Source organism: Rathayibacter iranicus NCPPB 2253 = VKM Ac-1602, assembly GCF_003149025.1.
GTDB lineage: Bacteria > Actinomycetota > Actinomycetes > Actinomycetales > Microbacteriaceae > Rathayibacter > Rathayibacter iranicus.
Map to the genome: position 1 here is coordinate 12,739 of NZ_QGDV01000014.1, position 14,435 is coordinate 27,173.

Here is a 14,435-nt window from a genome sequence, read left to right on the forward strand (position 1 = left end):
CGGTCTTCGGACGCTGCGGGATGCGGCGCGCTAGGCGCCGGCGCCCGCGCTGATCCGCCCGCCGACCCCGCGCGCGTCGCGCTTGCCCGCGACATCCTTACGCAACTCCTTGGGGAGCGAGAACATCAGGTCCTCCTCGGCCGTCTTGACCTCCTCGACCTCGCCGTAGCCAGCGGCGGCCAGGTCGTCGAGGACCTCCTGCACCAGTACCTCGGGCACCGAGGCACCGCTGGTGACGCCGACGGTGCTGATGCCGTCGAGCCACTCCTGCTTGATCTCGCTCGCATAGTCGACCCGGTAGGCCGCCTTCGCGCCGTATTCGAGCGCGACCTCGACGAGACGCACCGAGTTGGAAGAGTTGGCGGAACCGACGACGATGACCAGCTCGGCACCCGCGGCGACCCTCTTGATCGCGACCTGGCGGTTCTGCGTGGCGTAGCAGATGTCGTCGCTCGGCGGGTCCTGCAGGTGAGGGAAGCGCTCGCGGAGGCGGCGCACCGTCTCCATCGTCTCGTCCACCGAGAGGGTGGTCTGCGAGAGCCAGACGACCTTGTCCGGGTCCTTCACCACGATGTTCGGCACGTCGTCGGGGCTGCCCACGAGTGTGACGTGGTCGGGCGCCTCCCCAGCAGTGCCCTCGACCTCCTCGTGTCCCTCGTGGCCGATCAGGAGGATCTCGAAATCGTCGCGGGCGAAACGGACGGCCTCGCGATGCACCTTGGTGACCAGCGGGCAGGTCGCGTCGATCGCCTGAAGATTGCGGTCGGCCGCGCCCTGCACGACGGCCGGCGAGACGCCGTGGGCACTAAAGACGATGTGCGAGCCCTCGGGAACCTCGTCTACCTCGTCCACAAAGATCGCGCCCTGGCTTTCCAGCGTCGACACGACGTGCACGTTGTGCACGATCTGCTTGCGGACGTAGACGGGGGCGCCGTAGTGCTCGATCGCCTTCTCGACCGCGATGACCGCTCGGTCGACTCCTGCGCAGTATCCGCGCGGGGCGGCAAGAAGCACGCGCTTCTGACCACTAACAGGGAGATCGCGCAGACGCCCGGAGGCGCGGGGCATGCGCGGCATGGGCAGGCTGATCGGGACGTGGCTCACCCCCTGATTCTACGTGCTGCATTCCGTGCCCGGCCGTCGCAGTGTCGGAGGCATCCCGTACCGTGGTCGGCACAGGAAAGCACTCCCGTTCCCCGTCCCGCAAGCAAAGGCAGCGATGACCGACGCCCCACCCACCGCCGACGCCCCGTGGCCGGTCGGACTGCTCGCGAGCAAGATCAAGGGCTGGATCGAGCGGCTTGGCACTGCGTGGGTCGAGGGCGAGATTACCCAGTGGGGCGTCTCGGGCGGCAACGTCTACGGCAAGCTGAAGGACCTCTCGGGCGACGCGACGGTCGGCTTCACCATCTGGTCGTCGGTGCGCGGGCGCCTCCCGACCGATCTCGCGCAGGGTGACCGCGTGATCGCGCTGGTCAAGCCGAACTATTGGCTCAGGGGCGGGACGCTCTCGATGCAGGTGTTCGAGATGCGGCACGTCGGTCTTGGCGACCTGCTCGAGAAGCTCGAGCGTCTGCGACAGCAACTCGCATCGGAAGGCCTGTTCGAGCCGTCCCGCAAGAAGCCACTGCCGTTCCTTCCGCACGGAGTGGGCCTGATCACCGGCAAGGACTCCGACGCCGAGAAAGACGTCCTGCGTAACGCTCAACTCCGCTGGCCCGCGGTGCGTTTCCGCGTCGTGCACTCCGCCGTACAGGGCGACCGGACGGTGCCCGAGGTGCTCTCGGCACTGCGGGCTCTGGACGCCGACGAGAGCATCGACGTCATCGTGATCGCCCGTGGCGGTGGCGACTTCCAGAACCTTCTCGGCTTCAGCGACGAGACGCTTGTGCGCGCGGTCTCGGCCTGTACCACTCCGGTCGTCAGCGCGATCGGTCACGAGGCCGACCGCCCACTGCTCGACGAGGTCGCCGATCTGCGCGCTTCCACCCCCACCGACGCCGCCAAGCGTGTGGTCCCTGACGTCTCCGACGAGCTGCTGCGCGTGCAGCAGGCGCGTCTGCGAATGACCGGCCGAGTCAGCGGACTCGTCTCGCACGAGATCGACCGGCTCTCGCAGCTGCGCTCGCGGCCCGTGCTCGCGCAGCCCCGCGTGCTGGTCGAGCGCCACTCCGAAGAACTGACCCGCTGGGTCGCCCGCGGTGCCGAACTCGTCGAACGCCGCCTTGAGCGCGCGCACCTCGAGGTCGAGCGCCTTCATGGGCACCTGCGCGCCCTCTCGCCGCAGCACACGCTCGACCGCGGGTACGCGATCGTGCAGAATGCAGCCGGCCACGTCGTGCGGGCACCCGGAGACGCACCACTAGGCGACGCGCTCGTCCTCACGCTGGCCGAGGGAGCCGTCGGCGCCCGCTCGGAGGGCCCGACCGGCGATCCGGCGGGCCGCTCCTGAACTCGTCACGCCGCCTCTCCCCCAGCCCCGATCGATAGGATCACACCTATGCCCGACTCCCCCGATGCCCCGGCGACCGACTCCGACGTCTCGGGATTTTCGTACGAGCAGGCGCGTGACGAGCTGGTCCGTGTCGTCTCCGAACTCGAGCAGGGCAACTCCACCCTCGAGCGCTCCCTCGCACTGTGGGAACGCGGCGAGGCTCTCGCCGCCCGCTGTGAGGAGTGGCTGATTGGCGCGCGTGCCCGGCTCGACGCGGCGCGCTCGCCAGAAACGAGCGCCGGATGAACCGCAGCAAGCCCGCGCGAATCGTCGCCGAACTCGGCCGCCCCGAGACGCCGGAGGAGATGGCAGCTCGCAAGGCCGAGAACTCGCGCCTGTACCGCCAGCGCAAGACGGTCAATAACCTCGTTTTCTCCCTACTCGCGACGGTCGGCGCCGTCGCGCTCATCGTGCTGCTCGTTCCCCGAGGGGACACCGTCAACCCCGTCTCGGTCGACATCCCGCGAGTCGCCGCCCAGGTGCAGCTCGGCGAACCGCAGACCCTGGCTGTCCCGTCCCTGCCGGAGGGCTGGAAATCGAATGCGGCCGAACTCCGGCGCGACGGCGGCACCGACTACTGGTACGTGGGGCTGCTCACTCCACGGGCCGGATACGTCGGGATCAGCCAGGGCCTCGACGCCGACGCGTCCTGGGTGTCGGCGCAACTCGACCGCCGGGCTGCAACCGGGGTCGAACAGATCGACGGACACGAGTGGACGATCTACGATCATCGCGACTCCGGCGCCGACACCGGCAATACTCCCTACGCGCTCGAGACGACGGAGGGGTCGAGCACCTACCTCGTCTACGGCACGGCGTCGACGGACGAGGTCCGCGAGGTCATCAACGCCATCACCCCGCAGCTCGGCCTGGAGGAGTCCCGATGAACCTCGACACGAGCACCGACGTCCCCCGCGAATCGCGCCCACCAGCCTGGGTCTGGAAGGAGATGCTGCGCGGCAACCAGCGATTCGTCGCAGGCGAACCGCGGCACCCTCGCCAGGACGTGGAGCGCCGCGCCGAGCTTGCCGCCGCCCAGGCCCCGCTCGCTGCGCTCTTCGGTTGCAGTGATTCCCGCCTGGCGGCTGAGATCATCTTCGACCTCGGGCTGGGCGACCTCTTCGTCGTCCGCAACGCCGGTCAAGTGATCGCGGACTCGATCGTCGGCTCACTCGAGTACGGCGTTGCCGTGCTCGGCGTGAAGGTTCTGCTCGTGCTCGGCCACGACGAGTGCGGGGCCGTCCGCGCGGCGATCCAGTCGCAGGCGCCCGGTGCCGAGCGCCTCCCGCCGCACATCGAGCACCTGATCGAGCCGATCATCCCGGCGGTGCGTCGCCACGTCGGCCCGCAGCCCGACGGCCGCGTACTTATCGACCCATCCGTCACCGACGCGCTCGCCGTCGGGCGCGAGCACCTGCGCGACACCGTCGCCGAGTTGCTCCAGCGCTCGCCACTCATCGCGGACGCAGTCGCCTCGGGCGAACTCGCCCTGGTCGGAGCTAACTACCGACTCTCGGACGGCACCGTGATGTCCGACATCGTGCTCGGTATCGACCCTCCCGAGCTCAGCCCGTACGTCTCTGAGCTGGAGCGCGGCTCTCGCTCATCCACCTCTGCCGCAGCCTCTGCGGCAGAGGGACCGGATGCCGCGTGAGCGGCTCCCAGCAGGACAGCAGCAACCGATCAGATAAGGACGAACACAGCGTGGTGGATCACTCCCCGACCGACGACTCCGGCGATTTCCGCATCGAGCACGACACGATGGGCGAGGTGCGAGTCCCACGTGATGCCCTGTATGCCGCCCAGACGCAGCGGGCCGTCGAGAACTTTCCCATCTCGGGAGCCGGGCTCGAGCCGGCGCAGATCGCGGCCCTCGCCCGCATCAAGAAGGCCGCGGCGCTCGCGAACGCCGAGCTGGGCGTCCTCGACTCCGACATCGCCACCGCGATCGCCGACGCGGCCGACCTCATCGTCGGCGGCGGCTACGACGCGCACTTCCCGATCGACGTCTACCAGACCGGCTCGGGCACCTCCTCGAACATGAACATGAACGAGGTCCTGAGCTCGCTCGCCACCACCGCGCTCGGCCGCACCGTGCATCCGAACGACCACGTCAACGCCTCGCAGTCGTCCAACGACGTCTTCCCGACCTCCGTGCATGTGGCCGTCACCGGTGCGCTGATCGAGTCACTCATCCCCGCGCTCGAGCAGCTCGCCGAGTCGCTCGAGGTCAAGGCCGAGCAGTGGGCCGAGGTCGTCAAGGCAGGCCGCACCCATCTGATGGACGCCACGCCCGTGACCCTCGGGCAAGAGTTCGGCGGATACGCTGCGCAGATCCGTCTCGGCATCGAGCGTGTGCACTCGGCGCTCCCCCGGGTCGCCGAGGTCCCTCTTGGGGGCACGGCCGTGGGCACCGGGATCAACACCCCGGCCGGCTTCCCGCAGAAAGTCATCGCGCGCCTGGCGGAGGAGACGGGCTTGCCCGTCACCGAGGCCCGCAACCACTTCGAGGCCCAGGGTGCGCGCGACTCGCTCGTGGAGGCCTCCGGCGCGCTCCGGGTGCTCGCGGTGAGCCTGACCAAGATCAACAACGACCTGCGCTGGATGGGCTCGGGACCGAATACCGGCCTCGGCGAGCTGCGCATCCCCGATTTACAGCCCGGCTCCTCGATCATGCCGGGCAAGGTGAATCCGGTGATCCCGGAGGCCGTGCTGATGGTCTGCGCGCGCGTAATCGGCAACGACGCCACGATCGCCTGGGCCGGCGCCTCCGGAGCCTTCGAGCTCAACGTCGCGATCCCGGTGATGGGCACGGCGCTGCTGGAATCGATTCGCCTGCTCTCGAACTCGGCTGTGTTGCTCGCCGACAAGACGATCGACGGCCTCGAAGCCGACGTCGCGCACGCCCGCGCGCTCGCCGAGTCGTCGCCCTCCATCGTCACTCCGCTTAACAAGGTGATCGGCTATGAGGCTGCCGCCGTGGTCGCGAAGAACTCGGTCGCCAAGGGCATCACCGTGCGCGAATCGGTCGTCGATCTCGGCTTCGTCGAGCGCGGCGAGGTGACGGAGGAGCAGCTCGACAGCGCCCTGAACGTCATGTCGATGACGCACCCCGGCTGAGCCCCGGTGGCCCGTGTCCGGCGCGAGGGGCCCTCAGAGCATGAGCCAGAACGCCGCGAGCTGGAACGGCCCGAAGGCGATCCGGTCGCGGCTGCGCAGGGCGAGCGCCCACAAACCCGCCAGTACGAAGGCGAGGGTGGGCGCCGCCGCGACCCGATCGGGTCCGAGAGCGGCAAGCGGCGGTGCGAGCGCTGCTTGAAGTTTCACGTCGCCGAACCCGAGCCCGCCGGCCGCGTGCAGCGTCCCACAGCCCAGCACGGTCGCGAGGATGGCGAGCAGCGTCCCTCCGGTCGGCGCGAACGCGACGCCCGCCACCAGCAGCGGCAGCGTGAGCGCGTTCGGGAGCCGCCTCCCGCGGACATCCGCCACCACCAGCGGAACGCTCACCAGCGCCACGGCTGTCAGGCCCGGCGACTCCCGGAGGCGCGGCGCCGCGATCATGAGCAGCGCCAGGGCGCCCAGGACCAGGGCGGCCCGGTCAAGAAGAGGTCCGCGGATCATTCGCCGAGGTTAGAGCCCACCGCCTGTGCCGCGCTGGCGTTGTCCACAGGCTCAGCCGCGCGGAGGAAGCGGCCCGAGGAGGAGCGCCGCCCAGGCCCCGTGCGCCGAGGACTCATCAGAAGGGTGGAACTGCCCCGCGAGTACGTCGCGGTACAGGCGGCCGAGTTCCGATCGGCGGGCGTAGGACGAGCCGCCCGCTATCCGCACGGCACCTTCGACGACGCGCAGTGCCCCTTCCGTGGTCCGGATCTTGACTCCGACGAGCGCGGGGAACCAGCGTGCGCCACGGTCGACCAGCGCGTCCACGTCGGCCGCCGCCGAGCGCAGTGGTGCCTCGAGCCCGTCGAGCAGCACGCCCACCTCGGCCACCCGGTGGCGGACGTCGGGGTCCTCGGTGAGCGGGCGCCCGCCCGAGCGGAGGGATGTCCGGCGCCGCACCGACGCGACCGCCAATTCCAGCGCCCGCTGCGCGACACCGAGGTAGACCGACGAGATCAAAAGTTCGAAGGCCGCGAAGACGGCGAAGACGAACGGGTCGGCAGTGGGTCCGACAGGCAGTGAGCGGATCATCCGCTCGGCCGGCACCACGACCCCGTCGAGCACGGTCGTGCGGCTCTGGGTAGCCCGCATGCCGAGCGTGTCCCAGTCGTCGCGCACGTCGAGACCGGCGACCGGCGACTCCGGGCCCTCCCGGTCGACGAAGCCGTGCACGAGCCGCGGCTCCACGCCGGTGTCGTCGCGGCCGAAGACACCGAGCCGCGTCCAGGCTGGCGCGAGGGAGGTGAAGACCTTGGTTCCGGTGAAACGGTAGCCGCCGTCCCCGAGCGGCTCCGCCTGCGTCAGCGAGTCCGAGAGGACGAGATCGTTGCCCGCCTCGCTGTTGCCGAACGCGAAGACGTGGCCGGCTGCGGCGTCTGTCAGCACCGAGCGGAGGGAGTCGTCGCCGCGGTCGAGCAGGATGCGGGCGATCGCCGTCCAGACGAGATGCATGTTGACAGCGAGCGCTGTGGCGGGTGCGGCGGTCGCGAGCCGCGTCTGCTCGGCCGCCGCCTGCTCCAGACCGAGGCCCGCGCCGCCGAGATCAGCCGGGACGAGCAGGGCGAGGTAGCCGATCGCGCGCAGCTCGTCCAGGTCCTCAGCGCAGAAGGCGTTGCGCTCGTCGTAGTCGGCCGCGCGGAGTCGGAAGCGCTCGAGGAGCGCGTCGTCAAGAATGCTCACCCAGCCAACCGTACGCGCCGCGGCCCGCGGCTCACGCACCCGCGTCCGGCTCGCAGCACGTGACGGATTCTGCGAGCCGGACGCCATTTCGACGAGTCGGAGGCGGGCTCACGCCAGCTCGTTCGACTCCAGCATCTCGGTCACGAGCGCCGCAATCGCCGAGCGCTCCGAGCGCGTCAGGGTGACGTGTGCAAACAGCGGGTGCCCCTTCAACGTCTCGATCACGGAGGCGACACCGTCGTACCGGCCGACGCGCAAGTTGTCACGCTGCGCCACGTCGTGCGTCAGCACCACCCGAGAATTCTGGCCGACGCGCGAGAGCACAGTGAGCAGGACGTTGCGCTCGAGCGACTGCGCCTCATCGACGATCACGAAGGCGTCGTGCAGTGAGCGACCGCGGATGTGCGTGAGTGGCAAGACCTCGAGCATCCCCCGTGCGATCACCTCATCGAGCACGTTCTGCGAGACCAGCGCGCCGAGCGTGTCGAAGACGGCCTGCGCCCACGGGTTCATCTTCTCCGCGGCGTCCCCCGGTAAAAAGCCGAGATCCTGGCCGCCGACGGCGTAGAGCGGACGGAAGACCATGATCTTCTTGTGCTGGCGCTTCTCGAGCACCGCCTCCAGCCCGGCGCACAGGGCGAGAGCCGACTTCCCGGTGCCGGCCCGACCGCCGAGCGAAACGATGCCCACTTCCTGATCGAGGAGCAGATCGATGGCGAGGCGCTGCTCCGCCGACCTGCCGTGCAGGCCGAAGACGTCCTTATCGCCGCGCACCAGCGTGATCTGGCGCTTTCCGGTCACCCGCGCGAGCGCAGAGCCGCGGTCGGAGTGGACGACCAGCCCGGTGTTGACGGGAATGTCGGCCACGACATCGGTGAAGAGCCGCTCGCGATCATAGAGTTCGCTCATCGCGTCGCCGCTGAGAGTCACCGCGTCCATGCCCGTCCAGCCCGACTCGGGGGCCAGCTCGGCCAGGTACTCCTCGGCGGCGAGCCCGATCGAGGCGGCCTTGACCCGCATCGGCATGTCCTTCGACACGACGGTGACCGACGCCCCCTCGCTCTGCAAGTTGAGCGCGACGGCCAGAATTCGGGCGTCGTTGTCGCCGAGCTGGAGACCACTGGGGAGCACCGACATATTCGAGTGGTTCAGCTCGACCCGGAGGGTGCCGCCCCTGCCGACCGCGATCGGGAAGTCGAGCCGCTCGTGCTGCACTCGCAGCTCGTCCAGGTTGCGCAGAGCCTGACGGGCGAAGTACCCAATCTCGGGATCGTTGCGCTTGCCCTCGAGTTCGCTAATCACCACGATCGGAAGCACGACGGCGTGCTCGGCGAAGCGGAACATCGAGGACGGATCCGAGAGCAGCACCGAGGTGTCGAGGACATAGGTGCGCTGAAGCTGATCGGTCGATTCCGCGGAGCCGTGCTGCGCGCGGCGGTGGAGGCCGCCCTGCGCGCCGGTCTGCGGATTCATGCCCTGGGAAACTGTCACGACGACTCTCCACACTTCGGGGGCCTGGACCCCCGACTCATGTCCTCGAATCGGCCTCGTCGGTGCAACCTGTGCACCGCGCAGTGTCCCTTCGGTGTCTGCGCGATATCGAGCCGTACTTCTGTGGCCGTCTCGACCAGGCGCTGTACCTGATGACTCGAACCTAACCCGGCGAATGACATTCGTGTGCTTCCGCACCGCTACGAATGTGTAACCAACACGTGAACGCGCGGCGTGCGCTCGTGCTCAGTCACGGGAGCCGAGGACCGCCAAGCCGAACTCATCGGCGACGTCCACGACGGCGCTGACCCGCTTGGAGACGAGCAGCCTCTGCTGGTCGGCACAATCCGAGCGCACAGTACACGAACGAGGCTCTCGCGGCCAACGAGTGGCGCCGGACGCTCGTGCGCCAGTGCATGTTCTTGTGTCGAGCGAGGAGCCGACCGAGGCGTGCCCAGAAGCCAGAAGGGCTTCGCTCGCGACACAGTCAGACAGCGGCCTACGTGGGGTTCACATCAGGGGTAGCTGACCCGTACACTGAAGTTCAGGTCAGTGAAAAGACATCCAGGGGACGTCTTCCCGAAAGGGATAGCTGGCCGCCTTATTTCGTCGCCTTTCCCCACGGGAAGAATGGCGGTGAGCAGGATGGCTCGATGAAGTCCTGGTACCAGGTACCCGAGCGGCCTTCGACGCTCCGCTGCGTAGCCCACAAGCCATAATCGGCTACCTGCAGCCCCCAGGATGTGCTCGCATCCCAGACGCACAGCACGAACTGGCGGTCGACCTGCGAGCAGACGTCGCGCAAGGCAGCGTCGGCCTCGCGCTGCCGGGCCTTGGTACCAAGCGTGGCAACCACAACGACAAGGGTGTCTCCACTCTTCGAGACCTGCCGAGCGAGATGCCTAAAGTGAAGGAACCAAGCCATCTTGCACAGGTGCATCTCGCCGAGCGTGCGTACCCGCTCATAAGCGTTGGCCTTCATCAGAAATGTGCTGTCGAAACGCGGCTGCTGCTCCTTGATAGCCGTGAACATCGCCGTTTTCGTCGCCCATGTGTCCTGGACTGCGTGGAAACCCTTCGGCAGCGCGACGCCTGGCCGCCCGTTCTGCCCTGCGGCAAGGGAAGCACGAAGTGAGAGACCACCCCATAGTGCCTCGGGGTGCTCGGAGCGGAAAACGGCGGTCCCAAACCCGAAGTACGGCGACGCGCCAGGTTTTGTCCCATAATCGAGATTCCCCGTCTCGTCGGCATAAATGTAGACGTTCCCCACACTCTCCCCTTGCTGTCATCGTCCCCGTCATCCTCCCAGAGCGCTCCCGCTCCGAGCCGGTGGTCGGCCACCAGAGCGTGATGCAGGTGGTGCGATAGGAGCCGCGCCCTCAACTGCCGAAGCGACGGTGGCGCCCGGCGTAGTCGCGCAGTGCACGGAGGAAGTCGACCTCGCGGATATCCGGGCCCAGCGCCTCCATGAAGTAGAACTCGCTGTGCGCGCTCTGCCAGAGCATGAAGTCCGAGAGTCGCTGCTCCCCCGACGTGCGAATGACGAGGTCCGGGTCCGGCTGCCCGCTGGTGTAGAGGTGCTCGCCGATCAGCTCGGGCGTGAGCAGGCCGGCGACGTCCTCGATCGAGGAGCCGCGCTTGCCGTGGTCGTCGAGGATGCTCCGCACGGCCTGGGCGATCTCGTGCCGACCGCCATAGCCGACGGCGAGGTTCACGTGCAGGCCTGTGTGAGTGGCGGTGCGCTCCTCCGCCGTGTCGAGCGCCAGCACCAGCGATTCCGGCAGCCCCTCGTCGGAACCGACGTGTTGCACGCGCCAGTCAGGCTGCTGCGACACCTCCTCGGCGAGGTCGGCGATGATCGCGATCAGCTCCGTCAGCTCGCTGCTTTCACGCCCGACGAGGTTGTCTTGCGAGAGCAGGTAGAGGGTGACATGTCGGACACCCAGCTCGTCGCACCACTGGAGGAACTCGTGCACCTTCGCGGCACCGGCGCGGTGGCCGTGCGCGGCCGTCTCGAGCGCTCGTTGCCGCGCCCAGCGTCGGTTTCCGTCGATGATCATCGCGACATGGTTCGGCAGGGAATCGGCCGGGAGACTGGCACGGAGCCGCTTTTTATAGACGCCGTAGAGGAGGTCCCTTCCCATCGGCAGTCTCGGCTTTGGCACAGTGACACGGTAGTCGACGCGAGCGGTCGTCGAAGCCCATCGCCTCCCGGTGTCGCCCACGGAGCGCGTCGTAAGCTATCGCGCATGAGTCAGCGGCCGATGCCTCCTCTGCCCGACCCCTCCGAGCGCCGCGTCGGCGAGACTGCCGTGACCCGAAACGATGCCGAGGGCGCGGACCTCCCGGCCCTTCCGCTCGTTGACGACGCCATCGACCTCAGCGCGGCCGCCGAACTGCGCCCCACCTGGCGCGGCTGGATCCACGCGGGCCTGTTTCCCCTCGCGATCATCGCCGGAGTAGTCCTGATCGCGGTTGCCGACGGCGCGGCGGCGAAGTGGGCCGCCGCTGTGTTCGCGACCACGTCGCTCCTCCTCTTCGGCACCTCCGCCCTCTACCACCGGTTTGATTGGTCACCGCGCACGAAAATGATCCTCAAGCGGATCGACCACGCCAACATCTTCCTGTTGATTGCTGGCACCTACACGCCACTCGCCGTCCTCGCCCTGCCGCCCGCGCAGGGCTCGCTCCTGCTGGTCCTGGTCTGGTCGGGCGCGCTACTCGGCATCGGCTTCCGCGTCTTCTGGATCTCGGCTCCGCGGTGGTTGTACGTGCCGCTCTACCTGCTGCTCGGCTGGGCCGCGGTGATGTATCTCGGGCCACTCTTCGAGGTGAGCGCGGCGATGATGGTGCTGGTCCTCGTTGGCGGCCTCTGCTACTCGGTGGGCGCCGTGATCTACGGCATGAAGAAGCCGAATCCCGTGCCCGGAGTGTTCGGCTTCCACGAGATCTTCCACGCGCTCACCGCGGTGGCGTTCCTCTGCCACTGGACGGCGGCGCTGATCGTCTCGATCCATCCCGCCTATAACGCGTAGCCGGGCTCAGCGCTCGCGGCGCTCCGCCTCCTCGGCGTCGAGTCGCTCCTTCACCTGCGCGGTGTAGGTGGTGCGGCGGACCCGGCGCACCATGTCAAGCGCGAGCAGCACCGCCGCGAGGGCGATCACGAGCATGGTCACGAAGCCGAACAGGCCCGGCGTGACCGTGTCCTCGTTGAACTCGGGGCCCGGGGTGGGTACTGGGCTGGAGCTGGCGGCGAGGACAAGCGCTGTTCGGCCTTCCTCGAGGACGGTGGCGATCATATGGCGGCCCGGCTTTCATTGACTGCGACGGGCGTTCCCGCAATGGCGACCCCGGAACCGGCAGGCTCGGGAATCACCGGGACGGAGTCGGTCGGCTCCGGATCCGGCGGGATCGGCGGCACGACGGCCGTCGGCCCCGGTGCCAGCTCGGCAAGGTCGATGCCCGCGAACAGGTCGGTCTCGGGCGTCGGAGCCGACACGCGGCTCTCGACCAGCTGGAAGTCGTCTGTCGGCCAGGCGGCGTCGATTACGTCGTGCGGCAGGAAGAAGAAGGCGTTATCGGGAGCGACCTGGCTGGCGTGCGCGAGTAGCGCGGCGTCTCGGCGGTCGTGGAAACCTGAGATGACAATGCGCGTCGTAACAAGGAACGGCGAGTCCTCGTTCCAGTGCGCTATCTCCTCGAAGACCTCGAGGCGGGGATCCTCCGGGTCAAGCGAGCGGAGATGCTCGGCGATAGCCAGCAGCTTCTGCAGGCTGTAGACGCGGTCGTAGTACAACTTCGACACACTCCACGGCGCGCCGAGTCCGCGGTACTCATCGACGACTCCCGCAGCGCGGAATGCCTCGACCGCGACCTGGTGGGCGCGGATGTGGTCCGGATGCGGATATCCGCCCTTCTCGTCGTAACTGATGATGACGTGCGGGCGGAACCGGCGGACGAGGCGCACGAGCGGTGCGGCGGCGGTCTGGAGCGGAACGCCGGCGAAGGAGGAGGGGTCGACAACGCCGTCCTCGGGCATCCCCGAGTCGACGAAGCCAAGCCAGGTGTGTTGGACGCCCAGTGCTTCACGAGCGGCGGCCATCTCGTGGCGGCGGAGTCCGCCGATGTCGCGCTCGGCGTGAGCGCGCGGCTCGAGGCCCTCGTTCAAGATGGAACCGGCCTCGCCTCCGGTACACGAGACCACCATCACCTCGGCTCCGCGCGCGGCGTAGGCGGCGAGCGTCGCGGCGCCCTTGCTCGATTCGTCGTCGGGATGGGCATGCACGGCGAGGAGGCGTGGGACGTCCCGCACCTCCGAATCGACGGAGACCTCGACGACCTGGGACACGATGGCTCGATTCCTCGGGGTTTAATGGAATTTGCGCGTCCTGAAAGGATTCGCGCTACCCGTCCAGAGTAGACGCATCACCGAGGGAGATCCGTGGCCGCCCGCATGTCCGAGAGCGTCGAGCGCGACCCTGCGCTCGATCCCGACGCGGTGCGTTCTGCGGGCCCACTCGCCACTCGGTACGGCCGCACAAGCCGGACCCGCCGCGGCAACCGCTGGCTGTTCGGCGGTGTTGCGCTCGCCTTCGTCGCCGTCTTCGGCGCGTGGGTGATCTGGGCCGGCCTCGATGGCGCTCGGAGTGGGGTCGACGTGCAAGACACCGCCCACCGCGTCGTCGACGACCGAACCGTCAGCGTCTCCTTCGACCTCACCGCGGCTCCTGGTAGCGACGTAGCCTGCGCCGTGCAGGCCCTGAACGAGCAGTCGGCGGTCGTCGGCTGGTTAGTGGTGGAGTATCCAGCGTCGACCGAGCGCTTCCGCTCCTTCACCGAGACCGTGCGCACCACGGAGCTGGCGAACACAGGTTTGATCTCCTCCTGTTGGCTCCCGTAGGGTTGCCGGGTGCCCTGACGGACTCGTCGGGGCCTCGTCATTTCCACCGCCGCCGGACGCCGGCCGTTCCGACCGTCCGACGCGGACGATCCGCAGATCGGGGCGCCGCGAGCGCGGCACTCACGTGAGGAGCCCACCATGGTCGAGCAGTCACAGGTGACCTGGATGACCCAGGAGTCGTACGACCGCCTCGAGGCGGAGCTCACCGAGCTCTCCACCGCCGGACGCGAGGAAATTGCCAAGCGCATCGAGGTTGCTCGCGAGGAGGGCGACCTGAAAGAGAACGGCGGCTACCACGCGGCGAAGGACGAGCAGGGCAAGATCGAGGCGCGCATCCGCCAGCTGACCTCGCTGCTGCGCGAGGCCGAGATCGGCACCCCGCCCGAGAGCCACGGAGTCGTCGAGGCCGGCACGATCATCACTGCCGAGATCGCCGGCGACGAGTCGCGCTTCCTCCTCGGTAACCGCGAGATGGCTGGCGAGAGCGACCTGGACGTGTACAGCCCCCAAAGCCCACTCGGCTCCGCGATCATGGGCCTCAACGTCGGCGATGCGACCCAGTTCACTGCCCCGAACGGTCGAGAGATCCAGGTCACGGTCACCAACGTCGAGACCTGGTCCGGCCACTGATCACAGCCCGCGAGATGCCACTTGCGAACGCCTCCTTCGGCGTGTCGCGTACCAAGAGGCATCTCGCGGAAGTGTTGGCCG

At 68.4% G+C, this 14,435-nt stretch carries 16 protein-coding genes; 8 read left to right on the top strand and 8 right to left on the bottom strand.

The window, feature by feature from the left end; all coding sequences use genetic code 11:
• Positions 1 to 30: 30 nt before the first annotated feature.
• On the bottom strand, positions 31 to 1,077 hold the full coding sequence (locus B0H03_RS12825) for a 4-hydroxy-3-methylbut-2-enyl diphosphate reductase (protein ID WP_104264288.1): 1,047 nt from the start codon (positions 1,075 to 1,077) through the stop codon (positions 31 to 33).
• A gap of 142 nt (positions 1,078 to 1,219) precedes the next feature.
• Here B0H03_RS12825 and xseA point away from each other — a divergent pair, with 142 nt between their 5' ends.
• The 5 genes from xseA to B0H03_RS12850 are packed head-to-tail and all read left to right on the top strand — an operon-like array spanning position 1,220 to position 5,614.
• The gene (xseA, locus tag B0H03_RS12830) at positions 1,220 to 2,452 is read left to right on the top strand and encodes an exodeoxyribonuclease VII large subunit (protein ID WP_104264269.1); all 1,233 of its coding nucleotides are present in this window, start codon (positions 1,220 to 1,222) and stop codon (positions 2,450 to 2,452) included.
• 48 nt (positions 2,453 to 2,500) lie between these two features.
• Positions 2,501 to 2,740, top strand: coding sequence for an exodeoxyribonuclease VII small subunit (locus tag B0H03_RS12835; protein ID WP_104264268.1), 240 nt, complete (start codon positions 2,501 to 2,503; stop codon positions 2,738 to 2,740).
• Complete coding sequence (locus B0H03_RS12840; protein WP_104264267.1) at positions 2,737 to 3,381, top strand: DUF4245 domain-containing protein; 645 nt, start codon at positions 2,737 to 2,739, stop codon at positions 3,379 to 3,381. The genes B0H03_RS12835 and B0H03_RS12840 overlap by 4 nt, the downstream gene beginning before the upstream one ends.
• Entirely contained in the window at positions 3,378 to 4,148 is a 771-nt protein-coding gene (locus B0H03_RS12845) for a carbonic anhydrase (RefSeq protein ID WP_202130168.1), read from the top strand. Before B0H03_RS12840 ends, B0H03_RS12845 begins: the two co-directional genes overlap by 4 nt.
• A gap of 50 nt (positions 4,149 to 4,198) precedes the next feature.
• Positions 4,199 to 5,614, top strand: a complete 1,416-nt coding sequence (locus B0H03_RS12850; RefSeq protein ID WP_104264266.1) for a class II fumarate hydratase — start codon at positions 4,199 to 4,201, stop codon at positions 5,612 to 5,614.
• Positions 5,615 to 5,647: 33 nt separating this feature from the next.
• Here B0H03_RS12850 and B0H03_RS12855 read toward each other — a convergent pair whose 3' ends face one another.
• The 5 genes from B0H03_RS12855 to B0H03_RS12875 form a co-directional block, all read right to left on the bottom strand.
• Positions 5,648 to 6,115, bottom strand: coding sequence for a prepilin peptidase (locus B0H03_RS12855; protein ID WP_104354312.1), 468 nt, complete (start codon positions 6,113 to 6,115; stop codon positions 5,648 to 5,650).
• A gap of 51 nt (positions 6,116 to 6,166) precedes the next feature.
• Complete coding sequence (locus B0H03_RS12860) at positions 6,167 to 7,333, bottom strand: acyl-CoA dehydrogenase family protein (RefSeq protein ID WP_241560417.1); 1,167 nt, start codon at positions 7,331 to 7,333, stop codon at positions 6,167 to 6,169.
• A gap of 108 nt (positions 7,334 to 7,441) precedes the next feature.
• Positions 7,442 to 8,806 (bottom strand): PhoH family protein, encoded by a 1,365-nt coding sequence (locus tag B0H03_RS12865; protein ID WP_104264263.1) that lies wholly within the window; start codon positions 8,804 to 8,806, stop codon positions 7,442 to 7,444.
• A 619-nt stretch (positions 8,807 to 9,425) separates the two neighbouring features.
• Positions 9,426 to 10,094, bottom strand: coding sequence for a DUF3800 domain-containing protein (locus B0H03_RS12870; protein ID WP_104354314.1), 669 nt, complete (start codon positions 10,092 to 10,094; stop codon positions 9,426 to 9,428).
• Between the two features lie 109 nt (positions 10,095 to 10,203).
• Positions 10,204 to 10,968: an isoprenyl transferase gene (locus tag B0H03_RS12875; protein ID WP_104264262.1), complete on the bottom strand. Its 765-nt coding sequence runs from the start codon at positions 10,966 to 10,968 to the stop codon at positions 10,204 to 10,206.
• A 168-nt stretch (positions 10,969 to 11,136) separates the two neighbouring features.
• Between B0H03_RS12875 and trhA the strand changes: the two genes are divergently transcribed.
• Entirely contained in the window at positions 11,137 to 11,859 is a 723-nt protein-coding gene (gene trhA / locus B0H03_RS12880) for a PAQR family membrane homeostasis protein TrhA (protein WP_241560502.1), read from the top strand.
• Positions 11,860 to 11,865: 6 nt separating this feature from the next.
• Here the strand turns inward: trhA and B0H03_RS12885 are convergent, their stop codons facing one another.
• Both B0H03_RS12885 and mca read right to left on the bottom strand, forming a co-directional pair.
• A complete protein-coding gene (locus tag B0H03_RS12885; RefSeq protein WP_104264260.1) occupies positions 11,866 to 12,123 on the bottom strand; it encodes a hypothetical protein in 258 nt (85 codons plus the stop codon).
• Positions 12,120 to 13,172: a mycothiol conjugate amidase Mca gene (gene mca, locus B0H03_RS12890; RefSeq protein ID WP_241560418.1), complete on the bottom strand. Its 1,053-nt coding sequence runs from the start codon at positions 13,170 to 13,172 to the stop codon at positions 12,120 to 12,122. The genes B0H03_RS12885 and mca overlap by 4 nt, the downstream gene beginning before the upstream one ends.
• 93 nt (positions 13,173 to 13,265) lie before the next feature.
• Here mca and B0H03_RS12895 point away from each other — a divergent pair, with 93 nt between their 5' ends.
• Positions 13,266 to 13,724 (top strand): DUF4307 domain-containing protein, encoded by a 459-nt coding sequence (locus B0H03_RS12895; RefSeq protein ID WP_241560419.1) that lies wholly within the window; start codon positions 13,266 to 13,268, stop codon positions 13,722 to 13,724.
• Positions 13,725 to 13,862: 138 nt separating this feature from the next.
• Positions 13,863 to 14,354, top strand: a complete 492-nt coding sequence (greA, locus tag B0H03_RS12900) for a transcription elongation factor GreA (protein ID WP_104354315.1) — start codon at positions 13,863 to 13,865, stop codon at positions 14,352 to 14,354.
• The last annotated feature ends 81 nt before the right edge of the window (positions 14,355 to 14,435 follow it).

Excerpts from the sequence above, each read along its gene's own strand:
- B0H03_RS12825 (WP_104264288.1), bottom strand. The coding sequence starts at position 1,077 with ATGCCGCGCATGCCCCGCGCCTCCGGGCGTCTGCGCGATCTCCCTGTT.
- xseA (WP_104264269.1), top strand. The coding sequence starts at position 1,220 with ATGACCGACGCCCCACCCACCGCCGACGCCCCGTGGCCGGTCGGACTG.
- B0H03_RS12835 (WP_104264268.1), top strand. The coding sequence starts at position 2,501 with ATGCCCGACTCCCCCGATGCCCCGGCGACCGACTCCGACGTCTCGGGA.
- B0H03_RS12840 (WP_104264267.1), top strand. The coding sequence starts at position 2,737 with ATGAACCGCAGCAAGCCCGCGCGAATCGTCGCCGAACTCGGCCGCCCC.
- B0H03_RS12845 (WP_202130168.1), top strand. The coding sequence starts at position 3,378 with ATGAACCTCGACACGAGCACCGACGTCCCCCGCGAATCGCGCCCACCA.
- B0H03_RS12855 (WP_104354312.1), bottom strand. The coding sequence starts at position 6,115 with ATGATCCGCGGACCTCTTCTTGACCGGGCCGCCCTGGTCCTGGGCGCC.
- B0H03_RS12865 (WP_104264263.1), bottom strand. The coding sequence starts at position 8,806 with ATGAATCCGCAGACCGGCGCGCAGGGCGGCCTCCACCGCCGCGCGCAG.
- B0H03_RS12875 (WP_104264262.1), bottom strand. The coding sequence starts at position 10,968 with ATGGGAAGGGACCTCCTCTACGGCGTCTATAAAAAGCGGCTCCGTGCC.
- B0H03_RS12885 (WP_104264260.1), bottom strand. The coding sequence starts at position 12,123 with ATGATCGCCACCGTCCTCGAGGAAGGCCGAACAGCGCTTGTCCTCGCC.
- greA (WP_104354315.1), top strand. The coding sequence starts at position 13,863 with ATGGTCGAGCAGTCACAGGTGACCTGGATGACCCAGGAGTCGTACGAC.